Here is a 26552-nt window from a genome sequence, read left to right on the forward strand (position 1 = left end):
CACCCACTCTCACTCACCTCTTTAAGCGAAAGACAGCATACACGTGGCTATTCATCGTAAAATTCTGCGCTGGCTCGAGAACGAATTGTTCGAAGGTAATATTCAGCTGGGCCAGGACCTGCCCACGGACAGCGAGATTGCGCGCGCGATTGGCGTGGGACGATCTCGCACCCGCGACGCCCTGCGAACCCTTGAAGACATGGACCTGGTGCAGCTCTACACCGGTCGTGGCAAGGAGATGCTGGTTCACCTGAGTGATGAGCCTGCCGCCGCCGCAAGTGCCGCCCTGCGCCTGCACATGTCGAGCTCGCGCTACCCCACGCGTGACCTGGTGCAGACACGAATTCTGCTGGAGAGCTGGGCGATTGCGCGTATTGATCCGAAGACCGTGTCCTTTGCCGAGATGGACGACGTCCTCGCCCAGATGGAAGACTTCGACCTGTCCATCCGCGATTTCCTGGAGCTTCTGCTGAGCTTCCACCACCAGGTGATGCGTTGCGCCGGCAACGAGCTACTGGTCGGTCTTCTGGCGTCCGTGCGTCAGCCGAGCTTCGAATCGATGCTCTCCCTGGTTGGCCGCATGCCGCTGTGGAGTAGCGCCGTGGAGCGTCTGCGCGCCGAGAGCCGTGCCATTGCCGAGGCCCTGAAGGCCGGCGATGCTGCGACGGCGCGCGCACTGGTGATTGGCCAGCTACGCGGCATGTATTCCGAGGCGGGCATTGACCTGGAGGAAGAAGCGACCTCCGCGAACGGGCTACCCGGTGAGCCGGCGGCGGCCTCCTTCGCCCCGGTTGAGCTGGAGGATTTTGAGGCCGACGACCTGGTTGAAGATTTCGACGAGGCCATTGCCGATGACCCCTCATTCTCGGATGCAGATTTTGCGGTTGCCGGCGTTGAGGTTTCCGGCGATGCACAGCCCGTTTCGGATGGTCCCGCGGAGGAACCCCGGAGTGAGACCGTTGCGCCCGTGATTTCGGCCCCCGCACCTGCCGAGGTGAAGGCTCCCGAGCCCGTACAGTCGGTTCAGGCGCAGCCCGCCCGCTCGAAGACCGAGCCCCAGAAGGCCGAGTCTCCGCGCGCCGAGGCCCCCGCCCGCCCGGCGCGCTCCGTGAGCGCGGATGTGCCGCTGAGCTTCGGCACCCCGCACCCCCGCACGGCGACCCGTGCTCCCCAGGCTCAGGTAGCCCAGCCCGCGCAGAGTGCCGGCGCCCCGTGGCAGGGCGGCTCCGCGCAGAACCTTTCCGCGCAGAACACCCCCGAGCCGGCTCGGGCCGATGCCCGTGACGCTCAGCGGACCCTGCAGTCCGCTCCCGCCGAGGAGCCGGCGGAACCCGCAAAGGTTCTGCGTGCGGCATCCGGTACGTCCCGTCGCCGTAGCGGCCAGATTATTTCCCCGGTGCGCGCCACCATCATCAAGCCCGTGGATCGTAGCCACACCCTGGTTGCCCCGAGCGTGCTTGCGTCCCGTGCCGCCGAGCCCGCCGCTTCCTCCGGCGACCGCGTGCTGCGCGCTCCCTCGCGCGAAAGCGTGGAGGCACCCGCTCAGAAGACCGCCGCCCCCGAGTTCGCCCAGCCGGCCGCTCAGCAGGCGCATGAGGAGCCCTCGGCCGAGCCCTCGAACCGTCTAGAGGCGGCCGCGACGCTTCAAGATACCTACGCGATGCTCCCGCACGAGCAGGATCAGGAGCCGGAGCGCCGCGGTCTGCTGTCCAAGATGAAGCGATTCTTCGGCGTGGACGTGTACGAGCCCGCCTCGCGCGGTGACGAGGAGCAGGCCCCCGAACCGGCTGAAGAAAAGGACGCCGAGGAGAAGGTAACCGCACCGGACGCCGAGGCCCTGGCTCGTGCCGAGGCCGAGCGCGCCGAGCGTCTCAAGGCTTTCCACGCCGCCGCATCCGAGGACTCCGCCGATGAGGAGCCCGAGCCCACTACCGCTGACTCTGGCGCCCTCGAGGAACCCGCGGTGGAGGGCTCCGAGGCGGAGCCGGTCGAATCCGTCGAGCCCGGCGAAACCTCCGAGTCCGAGGAAACTACTGAGCCCGGCGAAACCTCCGCACCCGAAAAAGCCGATGCCGCTTCTTCGGTTCACACCTCTGGCTCCGCCCTGTCGAAGGGCCGTTCCAAGGGCTCGAAGAAGTCCAAGAAGAAGCGTCGCTAGGCTTTCGGAGACACCGTTTTAGCCCGGCTTAGCCCCGGGAAGATCCGGAAAAACGGGGAAAAACTCCTCAAAACCGGCTCTCGAATGGTGAAAATGGGTACAAACCTAGTACTCTAGGTAGGTAGCGCTCCGAAACGCAGGGTATTTCTGTGCCTAAAATGCGTTCCGGATCGGTTATACCGGTATACATATTCCCGGGTAGCTACCGAGTCGAATGGCTCGGCCGGGTACGAGTAAAGTGAGGAAATCCTATGGGTTCCGTTATCAAGAAGCGCCGCAAGCGTATGTCCAAGAAGAAGCACCGCAAGCTGCTTCGTAAGACCCGCCACCAGCGCCGCAACAAGAAGTAAATAGACTTCTTTCGCCCCGCCCTCTTGCACGAGGAGCGGGGCTTTCGCGTTCTCGCTGTTTGGGGGTGGGGGCCGCTATCTGAGAGACTGGACCCATGACTGAAACTCACACCGTTAAAGTTCATCTCATGCGCCACGGTGAGGTGCACAACCCCGAACGCATCGTGTACGGCCGCCTTCCCGGTTACCGCCTGTCCGAGAAGGGCCGGCAGATGGTGCGTCTGAGCGCCGAGGAGTTCGCGGCACGCGCTGAAGACGGCGCCCGCTTCGTGCACCTGGTCTGCTCACCCCTGCAGCGCACCCGCGAGTCGGCCGCACCCGTTGAGGAGCTGCTGGGGCTGACCGCTCAGCCTGACGAACGCGTCATCGAGGCCGATAACTACTTTGAGGGCCTGCACGTGAATGCGCAGGAGCTTCTGCGCAACCCGCGTCACTGGACGAAGCTCTACAACCCGGCCCGTCCCTCCTGGGGCGAGTCCTACCTGGAGCAGGTACGCCGCATGGCCGCGGCCGTTCAGGACGCCGCCCGTCGCACCTACGAAATCGGCGGCGAGGGTGCGGAGGCAATCATCGTCTCGCACCAGCTGCCGATCTGGATTACCCGCCTGGGTGTGGAGGGTCGCCTGCTGCAGCACGACCCGCGTTCCCGCGAGTGCAACCTCGCCTCGGTTACGACCCTCGCGTTCAGCACCGTGGACTTCGAGCACGAGATGCCGCGCTTCGTGGGCTACTCCGAGCCCGCCGCACCGCTGTACGGTGGCGTTATCCAGCTTCCCGGAAGCTAAGTCACGCGCGTTATTCGCGGGTATAGCTAAGGCTGCGGGGCGCATCCATTGAGGGATGCGCCCCGCAGCCTGCGTTAAGAATGGGGAATCGTACCGGGCTATCGGCTCGGGTCGTCCTCGGGACGTTCGCCTTCGGTCCCTTCATTTTCGGACCGTTTATGTTCGGGGTTAGAATCCTCGTGCCCGTCGGTGCCGGCCTCTCGAGATGCGCGCTCCGCCTCGCGGCTGGCGCGTTCGCGCTCGGCCTTCGCCTTGAGCCAGCGCAGGTAGGCCTCATCGTCGTCGGGGGAAGCCATCGAGGGGGCGTTGCCTCGCTGAGCCGCGCCGGGCAGAGAGATAGAGTCGTGGGTGCCGCGCTCCCGCTTGGGGCGGCCCAGCAGCAACCATAGCACGGGACCCACCACAGGGAAGAACAGGGTGACGAGAACCCACAGCCACTTGGGCAGGGTACGCTCCTCGCGCGCGGGGGTGCGCACGGCATCCAGAAGGGCGTAGATGGTCAGGCCCACCACGAGGGCGCCCGCACCAATAATCAGCATGGCTCGAAACATAGAACCACTATGACATATCGCGGGTCGTCGCCAAAAGCGAGTCAGCTCAGGACTGATCCACCGCCGCCGTGCGGTATCGAAGGAGCAAAACTTTGGGAGGGCTCCGGCGGCTTAGTAGCCGGTGAACACCTGAATTTCGTGGCTGATGATATCCAGCGAACCCAGCCACACGGCCAGCGCCAGGAGCACCGAGTACACGAGCGCCACGATGCCAGCCTGCTTCAGCACGGGAATCAGCTCGCGGCCACCACGCATCCACACAGTCATACAGGAGTGAACGGTCGGGCCCACGAGCACGAAGACCAGCATGAACCAGGGGTTCTGATCGAGCAGCAGGACGGTCAGGAGCAGCGCGAGGGCCATCTCCGCGATGTAGGCGACGCGCGACCAGCGCTCGCCCAGGCGCACCGCAAGGGTCAGCTTGCCGGCCTCGATATCGGTGGGGATGTCACGCACGTTATTCGCCATGAGCAGTGCGCAGGAAATCAGGCCAATACCGATAGCCCCCACCCAGCCCAGCAGGGTCAGCGTGTGGGCCTGCGTGTAGAGGGTGCCCAGGGTGGCGACCAGACCAAAGTAGACGAAGACGAACACGTCACCCAGGCCCATGTAGCCGTAGGGATGCTTACCGCCGGTGTAGCCCCACGCCGCGAAGACGCTCGAGGCGCCAATCGCCAGGAACCACCACTGGTTTGCCAGGGCCACCAACACCAGGCCCGCCAGCATTGCCGCACCGAAGCACGCGAATGCGGCGTACTTGACCGAACGGGGGCTGGCCACGCCCGAACCGACCAGACGCAGGGGCCCCACGCGGTCTTCGTCGGTACCCTTAATGCCGTCGGAGTAGTCGTTGGCGTAGTTCACGCCCACCTGCAGGAAAAACGCGACCAGGAAGGCCAGGAAGGCGTACAGCGGCTTGAACTCGCCAATCTCGTAGGCAGCGGCCGAACCGGCAATAATGGGAGCGACGGCAAGCGGCAGGGTGCGCAGGCGCGCGCCTTCAATCCATTGAGCGGCAGTGGCCACGGGGGTTCCTTCCAGGGGTTGATGCGTTTGCGGTGAGGAGGGCTACGGGAGGTACGGGACGGCGCCGTGAGGCAGAACCGCGGCGCGAATACTATCCGCGCGAGGCCTCCCGATAGTCCCTGTCCAGGATACTGTATATTTCGCGGCGGTCCGGTTTGCCGGTGCTGGTAAGCGGGAAGTCGGGCAGGATGCTCAACAGCTTGGGTGCCGCCGCCACACCCAGGCGTTCGATGCAGAGGCTCCGCAGGGCCTCGCGTAGCTCCGCGTTCTCGGCGAGGGCCGTAGCCGCGCCCTCGGCCGGGGACACGAGCGTGAGGGCGGCCGTCACGGCGGAGCCCCAGCGTGCATCCGGCAGACCGCACACGAGGGCTTCGCGCACGGCGGGGTGGCTCTCAAGAGCCTCAGCTACCGCGCGGGCCGAAATTTTGACGCCGCCGGTGATGATGATGTCGTCGCTACGCCCCAGCACGCGTAGGATGCACGGCTCACCGTGGGCGTGAGTGCTCAGCAGGCCGTAGTCGTCGGTGCGGTACCAGCGGGTGCCGTCGGCAGCGGCGAAGAAATGCTCTGCGGTACGACCGGGGTCGCCCAGGTAGCCCTGCGCCAGATGCGCGCCGCTGATCCAGATGCGACCAACCTGCGGCGGATCCTCATGCGCCGGGTCCTCATTCGTTAGCTCCGTACCCGCGGAGGGCACGCTCGGCATGCCCTCTTCCGGGATGAGCTCCACCCGCACGCCGGGCAGCGCCCGGCCGGAGTAGATGCACCCGCCGGCGGTCTCGGCGCTACCGTAGGTGGTCACGACGTTGAGCCCCAGCTCTTGGGCGGCTGCGAGCAGGTCAGCGCTGGCGGGGGCACCTCCGAGCAGAATCCCGGTAAAGGAGCGGAGCGCGGCGTGAATCTCTTCGCCCGTGCGCGGCTGGTTCCGGGCCGTCTCGAGAAGCTTGTGCAGCTGGGTGGGCACGAGCGAAACAAAGCGACGGGTGGAGCTCAGCTGCTCGACCGCCCGCAGGAAGACATCGGGGCTAAAGTGCACCGGCTCGGTCACGGAGCGTGCGATGACTGGCTCGGTTCCGGCCAGCACCGAGCGGGCCAGAACCTGGGCGCCCGCAACATAGTGCGCGGGTAAGGCTAGAAGCCACTGGGAGGCCTCGCTTCCCGCGCTCTTGAAGAAGCCCTCGGTTGCCTCCGCGCTCGCCCGCAGGGCTCGGGCGCTCAGCGCGGTGTGCTTGGGGATTCCGGTGGAACCGGAGGTACCCACGAGCAGGGCGACGGAATCCTGATCGTTCCCCGCGAAGATTCGCCCGAAAGAATCCAGAAGGGCCCGCGGATCGGCGGGTCGATCGGCCCGCAAGCGTACCGCGTGAGGGTGCAGGGCATCCTCCCCGGGGGCGAGTAGGGGCTCGAGCCCGGGTACGGGGGTGGTAATCATAGAAAGTCCTTAGCGGCTGTTCGTAGCGGCTGTGCTCTAGTGGCGTGTCATGCGCCGGGGCTGCAATAACGCGCCCAACAACGCGCCGGAGCCGGATTCTTAGCTGAGGGTCTCAGGGGTGAATCCGGCTCCGAGCCTATTCATTTGAAGCTACTAGAAGTAGTAGGGGTAGTTGGACCAGTCCGGGTCACGCTTCTGCAGGAACGCATCGCGGCCCTCCACGGCCTCGTCGGTCATGTAGGCCATGCGGGTGGCCTCACCGGCGAAGACCTGCTGGCCGAGCATACCGTCGTCGGGCAGGTTGAAGGCGTACTTGAGCATGCGGATTGCCTGCGGGGACTGGCGGGCGATGTGCGCCGCGTATTCCAGGCCCTTGTTCTCCAGCTCGGTGTGGGGAACCACGTCGTTGACCGCGCCCATTTCGTACATGCGCTGGGCGTCGTATTCCTTGGCGAGGAAGAAGATTTCGCGGGCGAACTTCTGGCCCACCTGGCGGGCGAGCAGCGCCGAACCGTAGCCTGCGTCGAAGGAGCCGACGGTCGCGTCGGTCTGCTTGAACTTGCCGTATTCTTCGGAGGCGATGGTCAGGTCGGCCACCACGTGCAGGGAGTGACCGCCACCGGCTGCCCAGCCGGAGACCAGGGCGATAACGACCTTGGGCATGGTACGGATGAGGCGCTGCACCTCCAGGATGTGCAGGCGGCCCGCGCGTGCCGGGTCGATGCTTTCTGCGGTCTCGCCGCTGGCGTAGTGGTAGCCGTCGCGGCCGCGGATGCGCTGGTCGCCGCCGGAGCAGAAGGCCCAGCCGCCGTCCTTGGGGGAGGGGCCGTTGCCGGTGAGCAGTACGGTGCCCACGTTAGAGGTCATGCGGGCGTGGTCGAGGGCACGGTAGAGCTCGTCCACGGTGTGCGGGCGGAATGCGTTGCGCACCTCGGGGCGGTCGAAGGCGATGCGCACGGTAGGCAGATCGCGCAGAATCTCGCCGTTTTCGTCGCGCTCAACCTGGCGGTGGTAGGTGATGTCGGTGAAGTCCTCGAAGCCCTCAACGACGCGCCAGTCGGCGGGGTTGAAGATGTCCGAGACCTTTTCGGGAAGTTGTGCAGTCATAGACCCTATTTTACGGTGCCCGCGGTGCGGCTCGTCGAGGCCGGGGGGAGAGGGCACGCCCGACATAATATTCCGATAGTAGAATATGATGCGCGGGGAACGATTTCTGCTCTTGTGCTCACGCCTGTATCTTGGCCGGTTAAGACCCTATAAACAGACCAAGGCCCGGACCGCGTGTGTGCGGCCCGAGCCTTGGGGAAGAGACTCTTTACTTGACCTTGGCGAGCTCAACCGCGCGGTCGAACTCTTCGTCAATGGCGTCGTTCTTCTTGTAGGTCATGAGCGAAACCACGATGGCGACAAGCAGCGCCGAAGCGAAGCCGGGAACCATTTCGTAGAGCACGGACTTCATGGGGCTCTGGCCCCATGCGAATGCCACAACGGCACCGGTAATCATGGAGGCCAGTGCACCCTGGGTGGTCAGCTTACGCCAGTAGAGGGAGAGCAGAACGGTCGGGCCGAAGGCCGAACCGAAGCCAGCCCAAGCGAATGCGACCAGTTGCAGAATGGAGCTGTTGGGGTTCCATGCCAGGGCACCGGCGACCAGCGCCACGATTGCCACGCCTGCACGGCCGAGCCACAGGGACTTGCCGGCGCTGAGCTTCTTCGAGGAGAAGATGCCGTAGAGGTCCTCCACCAGAGCGGAGGAGCACACGATCAGCTGCGAGGAGAGGGTGGACATAATTGCCGCCAGAACCGCAGCCAAGATGAGACCTGCAATAAAGGGGTGGAAGAGGATCTGCGAGAGGTCCAGGAATACGGACTCTGCGGTTTCGGGGTTGGTGAGGGAGGCTTCGGGGTGGCGTGCAAAGTACGCGATACCCATGAATGCGCCGCTGAGTGCACCGAACACGGTCAGAACCATCCAGCTGATGCCAATGCGGCGGCCGGACTTTGCGTCGGCGGGGGTGCGCATTGCCATGAAGCGCACGATGATGTGCGGCTGGCCGAAGTATCCCAGACCCCAGGCGAGGGATGAAATAATACCGGCGAAGGTGGTGCCCGCGAAGATGCTGAGGGCGTCGGGGCGAACCTGGCTGATGGATTCAACTACCGGGCCTACACCGCCAAGATCGATGATGGTGATGACCGGCACGGCGATGAGTGCTGCAAGCATGAGCAGACCCTGAACCATGTCGGTGTAGGAGGCGCCCATGAAGCCGCCGAAGAGGGTGTAGAACACGGTGATGCCCGCCAGCAGGAGCATGCCGGTGTGGTATTCCTGGCCGAAGGAGGACTTGAAGAACAGGCCGCCGGACACCATACCGGAGGAGACGTAGAAGGTGAAGAACACTAGAATCACGACGCCGGAGACGATGCGCAGCACGCGCTTGGTGTCATGGAGGCGGTTGCTCAGGAAGACGGGGACGGTCACGGCGTCGCCGGCAACTTCGGTGTAGCTACGCAGTCGCGGTGCCACGAACTTCCAGTTGCACCATGCGCCGATGGTCAGACCGACGGCGAGCCATGCCTGGGAGAGGCCGCTGAGGTAGACGGCGCCGGGCAGACCCATGAGGAGCCAACCGGACATGTCGGATGCGCCAGCCGAGAGTGCGGCGACGGTGGGGGAGAGCTGTCGTCCACCCAGCACGTAGTCGTCGAGGCTGTTGTTCTTGCTATTGGCCCACAGGCCGATCGCAATCATGGCGACAAAATATATCGCCAGCGCGATGATTTGGTATGTACTCGCGGCCATTGTTTTCCTTCTCTCCTGGTGATAGTGAGCGTCTGTGTGTATTTATACGCTACTCCATAACTTTATAAGTGGTCTGGGATACATTCTAGATTCTTCAGAACGGAAAATAAAACCGTCGTTCCGAAATTTAGTTATGTGGTAAACAAATAAATATGCATAAATAGAATATTGCGGGTAACCGTATGTGTGGGAGACAGTGGGATTCTGTGCGAAAAAATGCCCGAAAACCCGGGGTGATAGGGCTTTCGGGCATTATGTCACGGGCTTAGCTATGCAAAGGCAACACAAACGCGCATCGGTATATTCAATGCAAACGAAGAAAACGAAAAGTTTAAAAACCTTGACGGGGTGTCGTCTAATGTGTCGCCCATAGAAGGGGTACGGGGCAGGAAGAGCCCGCGTTACGTGGTGTGAAGGTCTAAAGATTACGCACGACCCAGGGCTCACGCGACATGAGGGCCGGGTCAAAACGCTCCAGAATCACCGAAGCATCCGGCGCCGGAACCCGAGCCTCATGCGGGCGGCCCGAATCGTCCAGCACCGGAATGGAGGCAGCAATCCAGCCGAGCACCTCGGGGATGGTCACCCCCGCCTCCTGAAGCTGAGGCAGAGTGACCGCGCCGTCACGCTTGGCCAGGCGCTTACCCTCTTCGTTCAGCGCCAGGGGAACGTGCGCGTAGCGCGGCTGCGGCAGACCCAGCAGGCCCGCCAGATACGCCTGGCGAGGCGCGGAGGGTAGCAGATCATCGCCGCGCACAATCTGCTCAACCCCCACGAAAGCGTCGTCCACCACGGAGGTCAGGTTGTACGCGTAGGTGCCGTCGTTGCGTACCAACACGAAATCGTCCACCAGCCCGGTGTAGGGGCCGTAAAAATCATCATGCACCGTGTAGCTCGTGCGCTCGGCGCGAAGGCGCAGAGCCGGCGGACGCTGGGCGCGGCGTTCCTCGCGCTGCGCCTCGCTCAGTCCGCGACAGGTGCCCGGGTAGGCGCCCGGGGCACCGTGCGGTGCGCTCGAGGCCTCCTGAATCTCGCGGCGGGTGCAGTAGCACTCGTACACGAGGCCCGCCTCGCGCAGGCGCTGAACCGCACGCTCGTAGGCGGCAAGGCGCGTGCTCTGGTAGAGGACGCCGGCCTCCTTACTCTCGGTACTCTCTGCCGCGCTGCCCGGGCTGACATCCCAGTCCAGGCCCATGGCTCGCAGATCGGCCAGCTGGCGTTCCGCGGCACCGGGACGCACACGATCCAGATCCTCAACGCGCATGTAGAAAGACTTACCACCGCGGCGAGCCATCGCCCACGCCAGAATCGCGGTGCGCAAATTACCCAGGTGCAGGTCGCCGGAGGGGGAGGGGGCGTAGCGTCCCGTGCCGCTGGGGAAAACCGCACCGGAAACATCGTTCGAAGAATCTGGAGAAATCATGGTTCCATCCTACGCGGAAAGCACTGCAACCAAGGCGGATCCGGGCCGGGCGGCCGGGGCTCCGGAATCCGAAAACCTCTCGGAGTGTGCCCAATTTCCTTTTCCAAAAAGGGAAATCTTGCTCTCTGAGAGTGCAATGGCGCAACATCGCTCAAAAATTCCAGTAGGGTTGTATCTATGGCTCGCACAATTGAACTTGCCGACGGCGTGTATCGCATCGCGACGGATAACTACCGACTCAATACCGGACTGGTTCTCGGACTGGAACGGGCACTGGTCGTAGACACCGGCGCCGGTCCCCGTCAGGCCACCGAAATTTATGATGAGGTTCGCCGCCTCACCCGACTTCCGATTACCGTAGTGAACACCCACGGCCACTACGAACGTTTCTTTGGTAACGACGTCTTCGCGGCTATGGGGGTCGAGGAGTTCTGGGCGCACCCCCGCGCCGCTCGCGCCATCCGCAAGTACGGCGCGGCGCAGCGATCCTACGTTGAGACCCTCGAGCCCGAGATGGCGCACCACCAGGGTGCCGCCACCGATATCGTCGTGCCCAACCACCTGGTCGCTAACAACGGCGACGGCATCACCTTCACCCCAATCGACCTGGGCGAACGTAGCGCAACCCTCATGTACATGGGTCCCGGCCACACGGACGGCGACATCATGGTCGGCGTTGAGGACGTGCTCTTCATGGGTGGCCTCATTGAGGAAGGCACCGACCCGTACTTCGAGGATTCCTTCCCCGATCGTTGGATTGACACCCTGGGTGCCGTGCTGGAGTTCGACCGCTACCGCGTGTTCGTGCCCGGTAACGGCGAGCCCGTGGACCGCACCTTCGTGGAGCGCGAACGCAACACTATGATTAGCGCGATCAAGTCAATTCGTGCCTCGACCCTGGACCGCGAGGATGAGGCGACCACCGCCGCAATGTACCAGCTGCCCTATGCGCCGGGCGCGACCCGCTTCCTGCTGGACCGTTTGGCCCAGCTCGAGAAAGCCCCCGACTCTGAGAGCTTCGACGCGGAGCAGCCGGACACGAGCGGCTTTACGGGCCCGATTACGTTGGGTAAGGCTGCCTACTAGGCCCTGTATTCCACGGCGCGCGGGGTCGTAGAGCGCCCCGCCGCCTCACCGGAACCTCAGCATATTCGATATAGCCAATATGGCATAAATGCAGGTGCGGGCCGGTTTCTTCTCAGAAACCGGCCCGCACCTGCGTTATATATAGCCGTGCGTCGGGGAAGATTTATTCTGCGGCGTACTCCGCGCGCATGGCCTCGCAGTCGGTCTTCAGCGCAGCGGGAACTTCGCCCATTGCGCCGCAGAGCTCCACGAAGCGGTGGCGCCAGTCCAGGTGCTGCAGGGCGCGACGAATCTGACGCTCGCCCTGCTCGGGGGTCCAGCGCGAGGCGGCCTCGGCAACCTGGGCGAGGCCCGCGCGAGCATCAGCGTGATCGATATCGACGGTCGCACCGTCCCAGAGAATCTCGCGTACGGTGCTCGTGTCCGGAACCTGACCCACCACGGTGACGCCGGAGGCCAGAGCATCGGTCCAGCGGCCGGTGATGTACTCCTTCGTGGGGTGGGTGTAGGGGGCGGGGCTCACCGAGGTGGAAAAGGCCAGCAGGAACTTCGCGCGGTTCAGCGAATCCTGCAGGTGCTGCGCCGACTCGCGGTCGTTCGCGCCAAAGGGCGGGCGGCCCTCGAAGCTCAAACCCAGCTCCTTGGCCAGGCGAGCGGTTGCTTCGTCGTCCTCATATGCGGCGGGCTGTCGGCCCACGCGCAGCAGATCGGTGGTCTTGGACTCCAGTGCCGCTAGACGGTCGGAGAAAGCGCTCCACACATCCGCTCCCCAGGGCAACACGCCCGGGGTCTTCACGCCGGCCGCGGTCCACGGCTGGACGTCGTCGGCGTCGGCGACGAAGATACGGTCGTAGACCGAGGACTTCGCAACGGCGGGAATACGGTCGTCCCAGAAGCTGTCAATGACCCAACCGTAGATGGCACCGTAGCGGCGGAATGCGAAGGAACGCTGCGCGACGGCGTAGAGCTGGCCGGGGTCGGAGGCGATGACCACGCAGCGGCGGGAACCGCCCTTGAGTCGCGGCAGGCGAGCCAGAAGCTTCGTTTCCTTGGACAGAGAAGCCCCCACGTTGACGGTGTGGACGGTGCTGCCGGTGTAGTGGGCCAGGAGGTCCGCCATGGCGTGCACCGGAACCCAACCGGCGCCGGAGGGAACGGCAACAATAATATCGAGTGAGCTCATGAGATTCCTTGAGAGGGATCCGCCGGGGAAAATGCGCGCAATGCTCATCACAATTGGCGGGACGAGCGGCACGCTCCCGGAGCGGACGGACGATAGATATCTAAGCGGGAAAATCCCTTGCGGCGGCCCCGGTACCGGGTATTTGCCGGGTAAACCCGCGGTGGGGCGCATACAGTCTTCAGTATATCCGTAGCCCGTGGTTCTCCGGGGTTCAGCCTCGCCCGCTAGGGTGTGTGAATACGCACCTCGATACCCGATTCGGTGCCGAACCCTGCGGCCATGCGCGCCAGGTTGGTGTTCGGGGCGGCCGCGACCGTGAAGAAGCGGCTCACCGCGGCGGCGAATTGCTCGTCGCGGGCCAGCTCTCCGTGTTCCAGGGTCGTGAAGATGCCGCCGCCGGCATCGTCGAAGACCTCGATGCGCAGGTCGGGTAGCAGCTCGGTGCTCGGCAGATTGAGCGACGCAATGTCGTGCTGGAAGGTCAGGTCGCCGCAGAGCAGGGTCACCGGCAGGGCGGAGCCGCCAACGACGGGGCGGCCCTCGGAATCCGTCCCGGCGGGGTAGTAGCCCGAGAGGGAAACGCCGATGGCGGTTGCCGTGGTGCCGTCGATACCGGCCAGACCGCGGTTGGCGAAGACGCGCGCGGGGGCGGGCTCGCCCAGGGCGGGGGCCGCCGCCTCCAGATCACGCACAAGGTTGGAGGAGCCCAGCACGAGGAGCCGCTTCTGCTCCACGGCTTCCCGCCAAACGCGGCGGGCGTAGGAGCGTCCGGCGGTGCGATTGCGGTAGTCGAGGTAGCGTTCCTCATCCTCTGGGCTATTGCCCGAGGCACCGTCCGCGCGGTGCTCGTAGGTCTCAATTTCGCGCAGCGCGGCCTGCTGCAATTGCTTGCCGGCACGCATCCACTGCTGGACCCAGGCCTCGGCGGTTTCACCGGTTTCTTCTTCCGCGGGGTCGGTGCCCTCGGCCGGGGCGTCCTTGACACCGCGCGCGAACTCGGCGAGCCGCTGCGGGGTGGAGATTTCGATGAAGGAACGCGCTCCGGGCTCGTACCAGCTGGCGCGGCGCGGCGCGTAGTAGGCGCAGGGCACGCTCTCGTCAGCCAGTAGAGCGGTCACGGGGCGTGAAAGGGTCGGGTGACCGAAGAGCACCACGCGCTCAATACGCGCGGCAGGCTCGAATCCCTCTGAGGAGAGCAGCTGCGGGTAGTGCGGAATGGCGGTCGCGCCGTGGCGTGCCTCGGAGGAGGGCTCGGCCAGCAGCGGCAGGTTCAGCACGCGCGCGAACTCGGCGGCAAATTCCCCAGCCCCGTCGGCGGCCACCACGACGGTTCGCGCGGTGGTGGAGGGCGCGGGCGCATCCGCCTCAATGGTTTGGGCCCCGGTGCTGAGGGAGCTCAGAAGCCACTCCCTTTCTAGCGCGGAAAGCCCCGACCCCTCGGCACGGGCGGCGCGCAGGCGAGCCTCCTCCTGCGGGTCGTAGTCCTCGAGCAGGCTCTGGGCCCACTGCGGCAGGGCGTGCGCGAACTGCCCGGTAGGGGTGAGCGGCGTATCGAAGCAGAGGTTCAGGTGAACCGGGCCGATGGGCTCAGCCGAGGGGCGGGCCCAGTTTTCTGCGGCGCGGCCGGTCAAAGCGTTGAGGCAGGCAGCGAAGGCAAAGGTCTGCTCGCCTTCCTCCTGCTCGGGATAAGCGGTCAGGTCGGCCTCGGCGCGCACAAAGGGAGAGAAGAACCCGGCCTGGTGGGTGGTCTGGTTGACGCCGCTTCCACGCAGACGCTCGGGGCGGTCTGCGCTCATGATCGCGAGGGGTATGCCGGCATGGTAGGCCTCCATGACGGCCGGCATGTACTCGCCCAGGGCGGTACCGGAGGTGCACACAAGGCCCACCGGGCGGCCCGAGGCTTTGGCGATGCCGAGAGCCGTGAAGGCGGCGGTTCGCTCGTCCACCCGCACGTGAGCGATGAGTGCTCCGGCTTCGGCGGCCGCCGCGATGGCGTAGGCCAAGGGTGCGCTGCGGGAGCCCGGGGACACGACAATATGCCGCATTCCGGCGCGAATCAGTGAGTCGAGCACGGAAATTGCGGTCAGCATGGCGGGGATGGAGCGATGTTTAGTCACCGTACCATTCTAATGCCGCGCCCATATCGGGCCGGTATGGGTTACCTTCGCGCGCTGGTTCATGACGCACGGGTTCGTGACGACGCGCGGTTCTTGAGAGGCTCAAGCCCCCATGCTCTAGCGGCGGTCTAGCCGCGGTGGATGCGTTCCAGCACGCGGTAGCAGCGGCTCACCCGCTCAGCCCACCACCGGCGGGTCGGCTCGTCGGCGGCCAGGCGCTCGAGGCGCTGCGGGTCGGGCTCGACGGCTCGCACCCGCATGAGCCCGTCGTGGGCGATCATGGGATCCTCGGCGACGTCCTCGGCCATGAGCGAGACGGTTCCCAGGCCGCACCCGTACTTCAGGGTCGGCAGGGAGGCCGCCAGGGCGGCGCCGGTTGCGATGCCCACCGAAGTTTCCAGGGCCGAAGAGACGACGGCCGGAAGCTGGGCCTGCTCAACGATGGCCAGGGCACGGCGAACACCGCCCAGGGGAGCGGCCTTGATGACGATGAGGTCTGCGGCATTGGCGCGGGCCACGCGCAACGGATCTTCGGCCTTGCGAATCGACTCGTCGGCGGCGATGCGGACCGGCAGTCCCTCCTTGGCCACGGCGTAACGGAGCGCCGCCATGTCCTCGATGGTGGCGACCGGCTGCTCGGCGTAGATGAGGCCGTACTCGCAGAGTTTGCGGAGCGCCTCGAGAGCGCCGGAGGGGGTGTAGCCCATATTCGCATCGATCTTGAGGCGAGCCTCGGGGAGCGCCTCGCGCGCGGCGGCTACGCGGGCCACGTCGTCGGCGAGGCTCTGACCCTTCTCCGCGACCTTGATTTTGAGCTCTCGGATGGTGCCGTCGTAGCGGGCGAGTACCTCGGGCACGCGTTCGGCGGGGACGGCGGGCAGGGTTGCGTTGAGCGGAATACTTTCGCGCACCGGCTCGGGGGCGGGGAGCCAGGCCGCTTCGAGGGCGCAGGCGAGCCAGGCGGCCGCCTCTTCGTCGCCGTATTCGAGGAATGGCGCGAACTCGCCCCAGCCTCGGGGGCCGCGAACGAGCGCGCTCTGGCGACGGTTCACACCGCGGAAGGTGACGTTCATGGGGATATCGACGACGGCTAGGCGCTCGAGCACCTCGTCCAGCGGGGGTAGCGGAAGCCCCGCGAGGCGGAAACCGTAGCCCAGGGGCGGCACGCCGCCCGGGGTGGACTCTGCGGGTGATGATTTGTGATGCACGCTCACTGTTGTCCTTTCCCCGCTAAAAATTTTTTTAGCGGTTCAAGCCCCTCGATATGGGGCACGTCCCAACTCGAACCGGGCGCTCGGCACGCCGCTGACCAGGGCTTTTAATGGGGGGTTTGGGGAACTTTCGATACCTCTCGCGTTAAGCCTGCGTATTTTGCGGAAACTCTCAGCTTAGCGACCCAAAAACTTTACCTTTTCATAGCTTAACCTGAGATAGTGAGGTAGTTACTCTATCAGCGCGGTGACCGCATTCGACTCGCGCGAAGGCTTGGGGGTCTTCGCCGCCGGGTGGACCGCCGCGAGGTAACGCCATGAGGGAGAAGGTACGAAACGAAGTGTGGAGGGGCTTATGAGCTATCGATGGAACGCGCATGAAACCGTCGCGAGCGGCGCGGTGAGCGATTCTGAGGCAACCCGCCCGCTCCAGACCGGCGATAACGCCCCTACCCTGCCCTTCTCCGCCGAGGCCGTCGCGGACCGCGCGGCCGAGCTCTCCGATACTCAGCCTATCTCTGCGACCCAGCCGATTTCGGCTACCCGTTCTTCTTCCGCGTGCGCGTACGCGCACGATGCACAGGACCCCACCGAGGTGCTCCCCGCCCGAAGCCCCGACACCCGCTTGCTGTCGAACACTGACGGCTCCACCCGCCTCATGCAGGCCACCCAGACGCTTGAGGAACCGACCATTCAGGCTTCTCGCTCGCCCTATGCGGCCCCCAGGGTTGAGCCCGCGACTCCGGCTGCACCCGCCGCGCCGGTGCCGCCTCGCGCGGCGAACCCCAACGTTTCCTACGGGGGAGCCTCGTATTCCGGCGTTCCCTACCCCAACGAGGCCTTCCCTCCCGCTTCTCAAACGGGCAACGTCTATTCCCAGGTTGGAGTGACCTCGATGAGCCCCATGGGCAACCCGATCCGCCCGGGTGAGGGCGACCCGAAGAGCTTCCCGAGTACCGGCCTTCTGATGCGGCATCTCTTTGCCCTGCTCTTCTTGGGGGCCTCGCTTTTCGGGGCCTTCCGTTTCTTCATCTACACGCACGTTGGCCAGCAGGTGGATGAGCAAGCCTACGCCGAGTACACGAACCAGTTCCTCAACTATCGCGGTCCGACCCTGACCGCGCTGGACTCGTTGCCGACGATTGTCGGTGTGGTGGCGGTGCTCGGCCTGATTGCGGTGCTGGTATGGAAGCACCGGTTCCTCCCGGCACTGGTGGGGGTGCTCTGCGGCGTGGGAGCCTGCGTCACGACCTACGCGCTGAAGAACTACATCATCGTGAAGCCCGACTGGGGTATTCAGGAGGCGGTGAGCAATTCGGCGCCCAGCGGCCACACGACGTTTGCGGCGGCGGCCGGTGCGGCCCTCTTCCTGGCGGCTCCCCGGCTGATGCGTCCGACCGTGGCCCTGCTGGCGGCCGTCGCGACCTGCCTGACGGGTGCCTCCACGATTATTAACGGCTGGCACCGCCCGGTGGATGTCGTGACCGCGATTCTCGTGACCGCCATGTGGACGGTGCTGGGCATGACCGTGCTGCGCTACGTGCGCCGCGGCGACTTCACGATTGCCGCGCGCGGCGGCCTGGTGCTGGTGCCGCTGTTGACGATTGCGACGCTTTTCCTTTCCTTCTGTTCCGTGATTCTGTACCTGATTGCGATTTTCTCGCCCATCCCGGGAGGCGCGTTTACCGCAGCGACCTGCATGATCGTGGCGGTGAGCTTCGGTACGACGGCGCTGACAGTGAATCTGCTGCGCGCGCGCAATAACAAGCGCCAGATGTGACCCTAACGCGTGCCTCGCCCTCATGCGGCGGGGCACGCGTTTTTATTGGCTTTGTGTGTGGGCGTTGCCTCGCGGGGGAGCGCAGAATACAATGGAAATAATTGGTATTTTTAATACCAAATAACAGTATTGGCGACTAGCCGCCGGGCCGCATACTCCGCCCGGCTCGAGTAGAAAGGTGCGTACCATGGCAGGTACCCATGAAGGCCGCGTCATCATTTTCCCCCAGCTCACCGAGGAGCTAAAGCCCTTCGAAGATAAGCCCCAGGCCCGCAAGATCGTGGACGCCGACGGCGGCAACCTGACCCTCATGGAGCTGGCGGCCGGCCAGTCCTGGCACGAGCACCACAGCGTGCACCCCATCTTCGTGCAGGTTCTCAAGGGCGAGGTGATCTTCCATGTGAAGGACCGCGATATTACCCTGGTCCCGGGCAAGCCGATTCACGTGACTGCCAAACTTCTGCACTCCCTGCGCGCCGTGAAGGACTCCACCCTGCTGGTGACCATGCTGACCGGTGAATCGCACCCCGAGCCCAAGCTCACCGTTGAGGTGGAAGAGGTTTAAACCCCGGCCTCTAAACCCCTGACCCCAAAACCTTAGCTCGCCGCCGCATCTGCACAGGATGCCGCGGCGAGCTTTTTCTCTGTCCTCCTGCCCTCATATATGTCGGCGAGAATACCCTCACGCTACGCCCTGAGCTTTCTGCATGCTCGTACGCCCCCGCGCGGGCGTACCCTGAGAAGTACACTCCCGCTAACCTCACAGGGAGCAACCCGAAAGGATACGCAATGCCCAAGTCACTGCAACGCCCCGTCGTTCTTCTCACCGGCGCCAGCTCCGGTATCGGCTACGACGTAGCGCCGCTGCTGGTGCGCTACGGCTACACCGTCTACGGTGCCGCCCGCCGCGTTGAGAAGATTGAAGAGCTCGCCTCCGAGGGCGTGAAATCGCTCAGCCTGGACGTTACCGATGAAGCATCCATGGAAGCCGCCGTACAGCAGATTATTGAGGCAGAAGGTCGCATTGACGTGCTCATTAACAATGCAGGCTACGGATCCTACGGCGCCATTGAAGACGTCCCCATCGACGAGGCACGCCGCCAGTTCGAGGTGAACCTCTTCGGCCTGGCGCGCCTCACCCAGCTGGTGCTGCCGCATATGCGCGCACGGGGTAGCGGGCGCATCCTGAACATCTCCTCGATGGCGGGGCGTATTACCTCGCCCCTGGGTGCCTGGTACCACGCCACCAAGTACGCCCTTGAGGCGTTCAGTGATGCACTGCGCATGGAGGTTGAAGAGTTCGGTATTGACGTGGTCATTATCGAGCCCGGCGGCATCAAAACCCCCTGGGGACTCATCGCGGCAGACCACCTCGAGGAATCCTCCCGAAACGGTGTCTACGCGGCTCAGGCGCAGCGCGTTGCGGCAAATATGCGCAAGCTCTACTCGCCCTCCTCCAACCTCTCAGAGCCCAAGGTTATCTCTAACGCTATTCTGCGAGCCCTGGAGGCGCGCCGCCCCAAGACCCGCTACCTGGTAGGTTTCGGTGCTAAGCCCTCCGTGTTCCTGCATACCGTGCTACCGGACCGTCTCTTTGACAAGGTGGCGCGCCGTATCTTCTAGAACCGAAATAGCGGCGAACTAGAGCATGGAAAAGCGGGCGGTGCTGCGCGAAACAGAATGTTTCGTACAGCACCGCCCGCTATATTTTCAAGAGCTAGTACTAGTTTACAACCGCGTGGGTCGGATCGAGCACTCGAGCCAAGAAAGCCCGGGTACGTTCGTGCTTGGGGGCGCCAATCACCTGGTCGGCAGGGCCTTCCTCCACGACCACGCCGTCGGCCATGAAGACGACCTTGTCGGCTACCTCGCGGGCGAACGCCATCTCGTGGGTCACCACGATCATGGTCATGCCCTCGTCGGCCAGGTTACGCATAATACTCAGAACCTCGCCGACCATCTCCGGGTCCAGCGCGCTGGTGGGCTCGTCAAAAAGCATCAGGTCGGGGTGCATGGAGAGCGCACGGGCGATGGCCACACGCTGCTGCTGGCCGCCGGAAAGCTGAGCGGGGAAGCGGTCTTCCTTGCCGGCCAGGCCTACCTTAGCGAGCTGCTCGAGGGCCACAGCCTCCGCCTCCTCCTTGGAACGGCCCAGCACCTTAATCTGGGCAATCGTGCAGTTATCCAGGATGTTCAGGTGACCGAAGAGGTTGAACTGCTGGAACACCATGCCCATGTGGGTGCGCACGCGGTTAATGTCCACGTCCGGGTCGGTGACCTCGGTATCGCCCACCATGATGGTGCCGTCGTTCGGCTCCTCCAGCAGGTTCACGCAGCGCAGCAGGGTGGACTTGCCCGAACCGGAGGGGCCGATGAGGCACACGACCTCGCCGGGGGCAACCTCCATGTCGATGCCCTTGAGCACCTGGACCTTGCCGTAGGACTTGTGCAGGTTAGAAATGCGCACCGAGGAGGCGGCCATGGATGAAGTTGAAGCAGTCATAGTATCCGTAATCCGTTCTGTCTCGTCGTTGCGCTTACTTGCGGCCGGTCAGCTGGGTGCGGCGCTCAAAGTATGCGGAGAGCTGGCCCAGCGGGACGGTGATGATGAGGTAGCACAGGCCGGCGACCACCAGGGGAGTCAGGCCTGCGTTAGCGGCGGTCAGGCCCTCACGGCCGAACTTTGCCAGCTCGTACTGCGATACGGTCACGCCCAGCAGGTACACGAGGGAGGAGTCCTTGGTCAGCAGGATAACCTCGTTGGTCAGCGGGGGAAGCACCACGCGGAAGGCCTGCGGGATGATGATCGAGATCATCGCGCGGGTGTGGGACATACCCAGGGAGCGTGCCGCCTCCATCTGGCCCTTCGGAATGGCCTGCAGGCCCGCGCGCAGCACCTCGCTGATGTAGGCAGCCGAAACCATGCCCAGAGACAGGGTCACCGGAATTAGGTTATCCACGAAGCGAATCTTGAAGGCCAGCGGAATACCGTAACCGAAGGCGAAGAAGACCAGCAGTGCCGGGATACCGCGGAAGAGCTCAACATACAGGGTGGCAATCCAGCGGTACGGGGCAATGGAGGAAATACGCATGAGCGCCAGCAGTAGACCGCCGGAGAGGCCCACAACAAAGCCCAGCGCGGTGTAGAGCAGGGTGTTCTTCAGTGCCACGGTGATGACGTCGGGGAACTGCTTGGCCGCCACATCAAGGTTGAAGACCTGCTGGCTGAGGGTCTTCCAGTCAGCCAGAAGAATGGCAGCCAGAGCAATAACGGCCAGGATGGCGTACTGTGCGTAGCGGAAGAGCTTCTGCTTCTGGCGGGGGGAAAGTTTAGAGGACATGCGCTTTCTTATCCAGTGCTGTTTGGTCAAGAGCGTACTAAACGCTCGCGGAAAAAGGCTGGGACCTCCCCAACCCAAAAGTATTAGGGTACTCCTGAATTGGGGGAGGAACTAACCGATGAGGGAGTTAGGATGCGGAAGAGGAGGCGCTCGCGGAGGCCGAGGAGGTGGTGCCCACCCACTTGGCCTTCATCTTGTCGAGCTCGCCGTTCTTCTTGAGCTTGTCAATGGTGGCGTTGGCCTTGGCCAGCAGTGCCTTGTTGTTGGAGGAGACGGCTGCCGCGATTTCCTCGGTGTTCTCGGAATCCTGGTAGGCAATCTTGAAGGAGTCCGGGTCGTTGGTCAGCGCCTCGGACACCACGGAGAGGTTGGCTGCGACGGCCTTGACCTGACCGGTCTTCAGAGCGGAGAACATGAGGGAGGTGTCTTCGTACTGGATGACCTCTGCGCCGTTTTCCTTGGCGTAGGTCTCACCGCTGGTAGCCTGCTGGGCACCGACGGCCACGCCCTTCAGGTCGGCTGCGGAGGTGATGGAGGAGCCCTTGGGAACCAGGATGGCCAGGTTGTCGTCGAAGTAGACGGTGGTGAACTCCATCTTGCTCTTACGTTCGTCGGTCACGCCGATGCCCGCCAGCGCGATGTCGCACTGGCCGGCGGACAGACCGGTGCCGGAGTCTAGGCCCTCGAAGCTGATGGAGGTCAGCTGTGCCTTCACGCCCAGGTCGGAGGCGATGGCGTTGGCGATGTCTGCGTCCAGGCCCACGATGGTGCCGTTCTCTTCGTATTCGAAGGGCTTGTAGGGGGTGTTGGTGCAGACGCTGAGCACGCCGGACTTGACGAGGCTGACCTCGCCGTTGGCGTCGGAGTTCTCGTTGGCGGTGGAGACGCAGCCGGTCAGTGCCAGGGGCAGTACCGCCAGCAGGGCCAGCGGCTTGAGGGATGCCTTCTTGAGGATTGCGGTGTTCATTGGGGTTCTCCTATGTGCGGTGTGTTCTATGAAATCTACGGTCTATTGTGCGCCTCCATGTTAAAAAATGCAAGTATATACATAAATATTCATAATATTTTGCTGAATACGCATAAATTTACCCTCGAAGAATGAATAAAACCCCGACTATGCGGCCCAAAAACCATCCGAGCGAGCCAGCGAACCCCTCACATGACGTAACTACGGTTCACCCAACTATCGAATCCCCCAACCTCCATGCCACAATTGAGAGCGTGAACGCAGAGAAGAATACCCGCGCCACCCGCGCCACCCTGGATAAGAAGACCAGCGACATCGCCGCAATGTTCGATACCGTCGCCGAACGATACGACCTGATGAACGGCATCCTTTCCCTCGGCCAGCACATCTACTGGCGCAAGCAGGCCGTCGCCGCCGTCGACGCGCACCCCGGTCAGAAGGTCCTGGACGTAGCAGCAGGCACCGGCGTCTCCTCCGAACCCTTCGCGGACGCAGGTGTAGACGTCATCGCCGCCGACCTCTCCGAGGGCATGCTGGACGTTGGTCGTCGTCGCCGTCCCGACATGACCTTCGTGCAGGCCGACGTCACCGCCCTGCCCTTTGAAGACGGCACCTTCGACGCGGTCACCATGTCCTACGGCCTGCGCAACGTCGCAGACTACCCCAAGGCGCTGAGCGAAATCTACCGCGTGCTCAAGCCCGGCGGCCGCATCGTCATTCTCGAGTTCTCGACCCCGACCTTTGCCCCCTTCGGCGCGGTGTACAAGAACTACATCATGAAGGCGATTCCGCCGATTGCGCGCGCAATTTCCTCCAACCCCGAGTCCTACGAATACCTCGCCGAGTCCATCATCGCCTGGCCCAACCAGCAGGCGCTGGCCGAAAAGTTCAAGGAGGCGGGATTCACCTCGGTGCAGTACCGCAACCTGACCGGCGGTATCGTTGCCATTCACCGCGGCTTCAAGCCTGCGGAATCCAACGCATAACGTTCACACCACCCCGACATACCCACCGCACCGTTTTCACGCCGCCCCGATAGGACATTCCGAGGGACGGACCACTAGAAAACACCAAGAAGATAGAAGACACCGTGACCAACGCAGAGCAGCCCATCGCCGCCACCGACCTGCTGGGAGACCTCGATCTGAAGCTTCCCGCGGGATTCGAACTGATCGCCGCAGACCCCAAGTTGGGTCCGCAGATCCTCTCGTCCCTCGCCCGTATTGAGGAGCGCCTGGGCGAGGCCATCGCGCAGACCGACCACCTGGCCGACGTCGCCTCCCGCCACCTGCTTCTGGCCGGAGGCAAGCGCGTGCGCCCGCTGCTGGCCCTGCTCTCGGCAGCCGTGGACGGCGAAATTAACGACGAGGTGATTGAGGCCGCCGTGGTGGTGGAGCTGACCCACCTGGCAACCCTCTACCACGACGACGTCATGGACGACGCCCCCAAGCGCCGCGGCGTGGACAGCGCCCAGATGATTTGGGGTAACTCCGTCGCAATTCTGACCGGCGACCTGATCTTCTCCCGCGCCTCCCTGCTGGTGTCCGAGCTGGGTACCCGCCCCATGAAGATCCAGTCCCAGACCTTCGAGCGTCTGGTGCTCGGCCAGCTCTTCGAGACCACCGGCCCGCGCGAGGGCCAGGACCTGCTCGACCACTACATCGCCGTCATCGAGGGCAAGACCGGTTCCCTGATTGCCGCCGCCGGCGAGTACGGCTCCCTGCTGTCGGGTGCCTCCGAGGAGGTCATCTCGATGGTCAAGACCTACGGCGAGCTGGTGGGTGTGGCCTTCCAGCTGGCGGACGACGTGATCGACATTGTCAGCGACGGCAAGACCAGCGGTAAGACCCGCGGCACCGACCTGCGCGAGGGCGTGCCGACCCTGCCGACCATCCTGCTGGACCGCGCGGTAGCCGCCGGCGACGAGTCCGCTGTTGCGGTTCGCGCCCTGCTGGATGCAGACCTGAGCTCCGACGAGGCCCTGGAGACGGCCGTTGAGGCCCTCTCGGCCCACCTGGTCACCCAGGAAGCCTGGCAGATTGCCTACGACTGGGCCGATCGCGCGATTGAGGCGATCGCTCCGCTACCCGATTCCACCGCGAAGGCTGCGCTGGAGTCCTTCGCCCACGCCGTGGTTCACCGCGAGGGCTAGTCTCAGCTAAAGGGTCGCCTTCTGATTCTTAACCGTGAGGCCCCGCCCGTCCACCAGGACGAGCGGGGCCTCACGGCGTATCTGCGGGCAGAATTTTGTGTCGTGTCTCGTTTGAACGGGGCTCCGATATTTCGCATGGTGGGGTTGTGTGGGAATTTCTTGACCGGTTCTCGCTCTTTAAGGTAAACCTGAGAGTCATGTCTAAAACGTGCCACCACGTTCTGGACCCCCGACGGCTCCCTCGCCCACCCCGCGTTGGACGGGCCGTCGCTTCTCTTGGACGCGAGCAAGTCCCGCCAACCCGCGGTTCCCCTCGCACCAACCATCCGCGTCCCCACATCTAGAGGTTTACAACAATGGGAGCATCTACCCCTAAGGCGCCCGCGAAGCGCGAAGGCTTCTCGAGCCGCCGCGTCTTTATCTTTGCCGCCATCGGTTCTGCTGTTGGTCTGGGCAATATTTGGCGTTTCCCCTACATCGCATTCGACAACGGCGGCGGCGCCTTCATGATCCCCTACATTGTCGCCCTGCTGACCGCCGGCCTGACTTTCCTGTTCTTTGACTACGCCATTGGTCACCGTGCGCGTGCTTCGTCGCCGCTGGCCTTCCGCCGCCTGAACCGCAAGACCGAGTTCATCGGCTGGTGGCACATGGGTATTAACTTCGTGATCGCTATCTACTACGCCGCTATTGTGGCGTGGTCGTTGCGTTACATGGTTTTCTCCTTCACCAATGCGTGGGGCGATAACCCGAAGGCGTTCTTCCAGGGTGAGTTCTTGAAGGTTGCGGACACCCCCGGTGTCTCCCTGGACTTCAACATGAACATCCTGATTCCCATGGTTCTCGTCTGGGGTGTGCTGCTGGCTGTGATGGCTCTGGGCGTGCAGAAGGGTGTTGGCGCGGCCAACATCGTCTTTATCCCGCTGCTGCTGGTCATGTTCGTGGGCCTGGTGATTTACTCCCTGACCCTGCCCGGCGCAGTTGACGGTCTGAACGCGCTGTTCACCCCCAGCTGGGATTCGCTGGCTAACCCGGATGTGTGGGTTGCCGCCTACGGCCAGATTTTCTTCTCGCTGTCCATCGGCTTCGGCATTATGATCACCTACTCCTCCTACCTGAAGCCCAAGGCTGACCTGACCGGTTCGGGTGCCGTGGTTGGCTTTGCAAACTCCGGTTTCGAGCTGCTTGCGGGTATTGGTGTGTTCTCGGCTCTGGGCTTCATGGCTCAGGCTGCGGGCACCCAGGTGAGCGATGTCGCGACCAGCGGTATTGGTCTGGCGTTCATCGCGTTCCCGACCATTATTTCTCAGGCTCCCGGCGGTGTGCTGATCGGTATTCTCTTCTTCGGCTCCCTGCTCTTCGCGGGCTTCACCTCCCTCATCTCGATTCTTGAGGTGATTATTGCGGGTGTTCAGGACAAGTTCGCCACCTCGCGTCTTGCTTCCACCGCCCTGGTGATTATTCCGGTCGCCGTGATTTCGCTGTTGCTGATGCCGACCACTACCGGCCTGTACGTGCTCGATATTCTCGATAACTTCGTGAACCTCTTCGGTATTCTGGCCGCCGGCCTGTGCGCCATCATCGTCGTGGCGTACGTGGTGCGTGCGCTGCCCGCCCTGGCCGAGCACCTGAACCGTTACTCCTCCATCAAGGTTGGTAAGATTTGGATGGTTCTGCTGGCCGTCGTGACCCCGCTGGTTCTTGGCTACTCCCTGATTCAGAGCGTCATCAAGCTGATTCAGACTCCGTACGAGGGTTACCCGACAGATATGCTGGCAATCTTCGGCTGGGGTATGAGCGCGCTCCTGCTGGTCGGCGCGATCGTTGTTTCTCTCTTGCCCTGGTCGAAGAAGTCTCGTGCCGCTGAGAAGCCTCCGGCACCTCCGGTGATTGCCGGTCAGGTGGAGCACGACCACGTCGATACGACCATTACCCGTTAGGAGCCCTCATGTCTATCTCTGCAATTGTGATGCTGATTGTGGCCATCCTGATTATCTGGGGTGGCCTGGGCCTGGCGATGCTGAACCTGCACCGCCATCCGGACCTGGATGCCCTGGACGAAGCGGCTGAGGCTCAGGGCTCCGAGCTCTAGAGCGTAAACGCGACATACAGTGATGCCCCGCCGGCTTATAGTTGGCGGGGCATCGCTGTATTTTATGCGGGTGTTGAGCGTGCCGAAGGGACAGA

Annotated in this window: 23 protein-coding genes; 11 read left to right on the top strand and 12 right to left on the bottom strand. The window is 63.7% G+C overall.

Going from position 1 to position 26552, the window contains the following annotated elements:
* Nucleotides 1-43 precede the first annotated feature (43 nt).
* From HMPREF2630_RS04335 to HMPREF2630_RS04340, 3 genes are all read left to right on the top strand, one after another.
* Nucleotides 44-2158: an FCD domain-containing protein gene (locus HMPREF2630_RS04335; RefSeq protein ID WP_070483576.1), complete on the top strand. Its 2115-nt coding sequence runs from the start codon at nucleotides 44-46 to the stop codon at nucleotides 2156-2158.
* 251 nt (nucleotides 2159-2409) lie between these two features.
* Nucleotides 2410-2508 (top strand): 30S ribosomal protein bS22, encoded by a 99-nt coding sequence (locus HMPREF2630_RS08920; protein ID WP_005504750.1) that lies wholly within the window; start codon nucleotides 2410-2412, stop codon nucleotides 2506-2508.
* Between the two features lie 95 nt (nucleotides 2509-2603).
* Nucleotides 2604-3293 (top strand): histidine phosphatase family protein, encoded by a 690-nt coding sequence (locus HMPREF2630_RS04340; RefSeq protein ID WP_070483578.1) that lies wholly within the window; start codon nucleotides 2604-2606, stop codon nucleotides 3291-3293.
* Nucleotides 3294-3391: 98 nt separating this feature from the next.
* On the opposite strand, the gene HMPREF2630_RS04345 is transcribed toward HMPREF2630_RS04340, so the two are convergent.
* The 6 genes from HMPREF2630_RS04345 to gluQRS form a co-directional block, all read right to left on the bottom strand.
* Nucleotides 3392-3844: a PLD nuclease N-terminal domain-containing protein gene (locus HMPREF2630_RS04345; protein WP_083298883.1), complete on the bottom strand. Its 453-nt coding sequence runs from the start codon at nucleotides 3842-3844 to the stop codon at nucleotides 3392-3394.
* A 111-nt stretch (nucleotides 3845-3955) separates the two neighbouring features.
* Nucleotides 3956-4870 carry a 1,4-dihydroxy-2-naphthoate polyprenyltransferase gene (locus HMPREF2630_RS04350; protein WP_070483580.1) on the bottom strand — a complete coding sequence of 305 codons (915 nt, stop codon included), beginning with the start codon at nucleotides 4868-4870 and terminating at the stop codon, nucleotides 3956-3958.
* Nucleotides 4871-4961: 91 nt separating this feature from the next.
* Nucleotides 4962-6302, bottom strand: coding sequence for an AMP-binding protein (locus HMPREF2630_RS04355; protein WP_070483582.1), 1341 nt, complete (start codon nucleotides 6300-6302; stop codon nucleotides 4962-4964).
* 153 nt (nucleotides 6303-6455) lie between these two features.
* Nucleotides 6456-7409: a 1,4-dihydroxy-2-naphthoyl-CoA synthase gene (locus HMPREF2630_RS04360; RefSeq protein WP_070483584.1), complete on the bottom strand. Its 954-nt coding sequence runs from the start codon at nucleotides 7407-7409 to the stop codon at nucleotides 6456-6458.
* 208 nt (nucleotides 7410-7617) lie between these two features.
* Entirely contained in the window at nucleotides 7618-9105 is a 1488-nt protein-coding gene (gene putP, locus HMPREF2630_RS04365) for a sodium/proline symporter PutP (protein ID WP_070483586.1), read from the bottom strand.
* A gap of 418 nt (nucleotides 9106-9523) precedes the next feature.
* Nucleotides 9524-10528, bottom strand: a complete 1005-nt coding sequence (gene gluQRS / locus HMPREF2630_RS04370; protein WP_070483588.1) for a tRNA glutamyl-Q(34) synthetase GluQRS — start codon at nucleotides 10526-10528, stop codon at nucleotides 9524-9526.
* A gap of 177 nt (nucleotides 10529-10705) precedes the next feature.
* Between gluQRS and HMPREF2630_RS04375 the strand changes: the two genes are divergently transcribed.
* On the top strand, nucleotides 10706-11614 hold the full coding sequence (locus tag HMPREF2630_RS04375; RefSeq protein WP_070483589.1) for an MBL fold metallo-hydrolase: 909 nt from the start codon (nucleotides 10706-10708) through the stop codon (nucleotides 11612-11614).
* Nucleotides 11615-11777: 163 nt separating this feature from the next.
* On the opposite strand, the gene HMPREF2630_RS04380 is transcribed toward HMPREF2630_RS04375, so the two are convergent.
* The 3 genes from HMPREF2630_RS04380 to HMPREF2630_RS04390 form a co-directional block, all read right to left on the bottom strand.
* Complete coding sequence (locus HMPREF2630_RS04380; RefSeq protein WP_070483591.1) at nucleotides 11778-12797, bottom strand: glycosyltransferase; 1020 nt, start codon at nucleotides 12795-12797, stop codon at nucleotides 11778-11780.
* A gap of 224 nt (nucleotides 12798-13021) precedes the next feature.
* Nucleotides 13022-14914 carry a 2-succinyl-5-enolpyruvyl-6-hydroxy-3-cyclohexene-1-carboxylic-acid synthase gene (menD, locus tag HMPREF2630_RS04385; protein ID WP_070483593.1) on the bottom strand — a complete coding sequence of 631 codons (1893 nt, stop codon included), beginning with the start codon at nucleotides 14912-14914 and terminating at the stop codon, nucleotides 13022-13024.
* Between the two features lie 128 nt (nucleotides 14915-15042).
* Nucleotides 15043-16080, bottom strand: a complete 1038-nt coding sequence (locus tag HMPREF2630_RS04390; RefSeq protein ID WP_070484040.1) for an o-succinylbenzoate synthase — start codon at nucleotides 16078-16080, stop codon at nucleotides 15043-15045.
* Nucleotides 16081-16480: 400 nt separating this feature from the next.
* Here HMPREF2630_RS04390 and HMPREF2630_RS04395 point away from each other — a divergent pair, with 400 nt between their 5' ends.
* From HMPREF2630_RS04395 to HMPREF2630_RS04405, 3 genes are all read left to right on the top strand, one after another.
* Nucleotides 16481-17905, top strand: coding sequence for a phosphatase PAP2 family protein (locus HMPREF2630_RS04395; protein ID WP_070483595.1), 1425 nt, complete (start codon nucleotides 16481-16483; stop codon nucleotides 17903-17905).
* A 187-nt stretch (nucleotides 17906-18092) separates the two neighbouring features.
* A complete protein-coding gene (locus tag HMPREF2630_RS04400) occupies nucleotides 18093-18470 on the top strand; it encodes a cupin domain-containing protein (protein ID WP_049331751.1) in 378 nt (125 codons plus the stop codon).
* 224 nt (nucleotides 18471-18694) lie between these two features.
* Nucleotides 18695-19528 (top strand): oxidoreductase, encoded by an 834-nt coding sequence (locus tag HMPREF2630_RS04405; protein ID WP_070483597.1) that lies wholly within the window; start codon nucleotides 18695-18697, stop codon nucleotides 19526-19528.
* Nucleotides 19529-19628: 100 nt separating this feature from the next.
* Here HMPREF2630_RS04405 and HMPREF2630_RS04410 read toward each other — a convergent pair whose 3' ends face one another.
* From HMPREF2630_RS04410 to HMPREF2630_RS04420, 3 genes are all read right to left on the bottom strand, one after another.
* Nucleotides 19629-20408 (bottom strand): amino acid ABC transporter ATP-binding protein, encoded by a 780-nt coding sequence (locus tag HMPREF2630_RS04410; RefSeq protein ID WP_049343223.1) that lies wholly within the window; start codon nucleotides 20406-20408, stop codon nucleotides 19629-19631.
* Between the two features lie 34 nt (nucleotides 20409-20442).
* Nucleotides 20443-21246 carry an amino acid ABC transporter permease gene (locus tag HMPREF2630_RS04415; RefSeq protein ID WP_049331760.1) on the bottom strand — a complete coding sequence of 268 codons (804 nt, stop codon included), beginning with the start codon at nucleotides 21244-21246 and terminating at the stop codon, nucleotides 20443-20445.
* A gap of 127 nt (nucleotides 21247-21373) precedes the next feature.
* A complete protein-coding gene (locus HMPREF2630_RS04420; protein ID WP_070483599.1) occupies nucleotides 21374-22213 on the bottom strand; it encodes an ABC transporter substrate-binding protein in 840 nt (279 codons plus the stop codon).
* A gap of 254 nt (nucleotides 22214-22467) precedes the next feature.
* On the opposite strand from HMPREF2630_RS04420, the gene HMPREF2630_RS04425 reads away from it, so the two are divergent.
* The 4 genes from HMPREF2630_RS04425 (at nucleotide 22468) to HMPREF2630_RS08925 (ending at nucleotide 26457) form a co-directional block, all read left to right on the top strand.
* Nucleotides 22468-23199, top strand: coding sequence for a demethylmenaquinone methyltransferase (locus HMPREF2630_RS04425; protein ID WP_049343226.1), 732 nt, complete (start codon nucleotides 22468-22470; stop codon nucleotides 23197-23199).
* Nucleotides 23200-23303: 104 nt separating this feature from the next.
* A complete protein-coding gene (locus tag HMPREF2630_RS04430) occupies nucleotides 23304-24365 on the top strand; it encodes a polyprenyl synthetase family protein (protein ID WP_070483601.1) in 1062 nt (353 codons plus the stop codon).
* Between the two features lie 356 nt (nucleotides 24366-24721).
* Nucleotides 24722-26305, top strand: coding sequence for a sodium-dependent transporter (locus tag HMPREF2630_RS04435; RefSeq protein ID WP_049331769.1), 1584 nt, complete (start codon nucleotides 24722-24724; stop codon nucleotides 26303-26305).
* An 8-nt stretch (nucleotides 26306-26313) separates the two neighbouring features.
* The gene (locus tag HMPREF2630_RS08925; RefSeq protein ID WP_080974908.1) at nucleotides 26314-26457 is read left to right on the top strand and encodes a methionine/alanine import family NSS transporter small subunit; all 144 of its coding nucleotides are present in this window, start codon (nucleotides 26314-26316) and stop codon (nucleotides 26455-26457) included.
* Nucleotides 26458-26552 lie beyond the last annotated feature (95 nt).

Origin of the sequence: Rothia sp. HMSC072B03 (genome assembly GCF_001809565.1) — a bacterium.
GTDB classification, from domain to species: Bacteria; Actinomycetota; Actinomycetes; order Actinomycetales; family Micrococcaceae; genus Rothia; species Rothia mucilaginosa_A.

Bases quoted from the DNA above. Each gene is read 5' to 3' on its own strand.
- HMPREF2630_RS04340 (WP_070483578.1), top strand. From the start codon at position 2,604: ATGACTGAAACTCACACCGTTAAAGTTCATCTCATGCGCCACGGTGAG.
- HMPREF2630_RS04355 (WP_070483582.1), bottom strand. From the start codon at position 6,302: ATGATTACCACCCCCGTACCCGGGCTCGAGCCCCTACTCGCCCCCGGG.
- HMPREF2630_RS08920 (WP_005504750.1), top strand. From the start codon at position 2,410: ATGGGTTCCGTTATCAAGAAGCGCCGCAAGCGTATGTCCAAGAAGAAG.
- putP (WP_070483586.1), bottom strand. From the start codon at position 9,105: ATGGCCGCGAGTACATACCAAATCATCGCGCTGGCGATATATTTTGTC.
- HMPREF2630_RS04435 (WP_049331769.1), top strand. From the start codon at position 24,722: ATGGGAGCATCTACCCCTAAGGCGCCCGCGAAGCGCGAAGGCTTCTCG.
- HMPREF2630_RS04400 (WP_049331751.1), top strand. From the start codon at position 18,093: ATGGCAGGTACCCATGAAGGCCGCGTCATCATTTTCCCCCAGCTCACC.
- HMPREF2630_RS08925 (WP_080974908.1), top strand. From the start codon at position 26,314: ATGTCTATCTCTGCAATTGTGATGCTGATTGTGGCCATCCTGATTATC.
- HMPREF2630_RS04360 (WP_070483584.1), bottom strand. From the start codon at position 7,409: ATGACTGCACAACTTCCCGAAAAGGTCTCGGACATCTTCAACCCCGCC.
- HMPREF2630_RS04415 (WP_049331760.1), bottom strand. From the start codon at position 21,246: ATGTCCTCTAAACTTTCCCCCCGCCAGAAGCAGAAGCTCTTCCGCTAC.
- HMPREF2630_RS04380 (WP_070483591.1), bottom strand. From the start codon at position 12,797: ATGAGCTCACTCGATATTATTGTTGCCGTTCCCTCCGGCGCCGGTTGG.
- HMPREF2630_RS04410 (WP_049343223.1), bottom strand. From the start codon at position 20,408: ATGACTGCTTCAACTTCATCCATGGCCGCCTCCTCGGTGCGCATTTCT.
- HMPREF2630_RS04395 (WP_070483595.1), top strand. From the start codon at position 16,481: ATGAGCTATCGATGGAACGCGCATGAAACCGTCGCGAGCGGCGCGGTG.
- HMPREF2630_RS04420 (WP_070483599.1), bottom strand. From the start codon at position 22,213: ATGAACACCGCAATCCTCAAGAAGGCATCCCTCAAGCCGCTGGCCCTG.
- HMPREF2630_RS04345 (WP_083298883.1), bottom strand. From the start codon at position 3,844: ATGTTTCGAGCCATGCTGATTATTGGTGCGGGCGCCCTCGTGGTGGGC.
- gluQRS (WP_070483588.1), bottom strand. From the start codon at position 10,528: ATGATTTCTCCAGATTCTTCGAACGATGTTTCCGGTGCGGTTTTCCCC.
- HMPREF2630_RS04405 (WP_070483597.1), top strand. From the start codon at position 18,695: ATGCCCAAGTCACTGCAACGCCCCGTCGTTCTTCTCACCGGCGCCAGC.
- HMPREF2630_RS04375 (WP_070483589.1), top strand. From the start codon at position 10,706: ATGGCTCGCACAATTGAACTTGCCGACGGCGTGTATCGCATCGCGACG.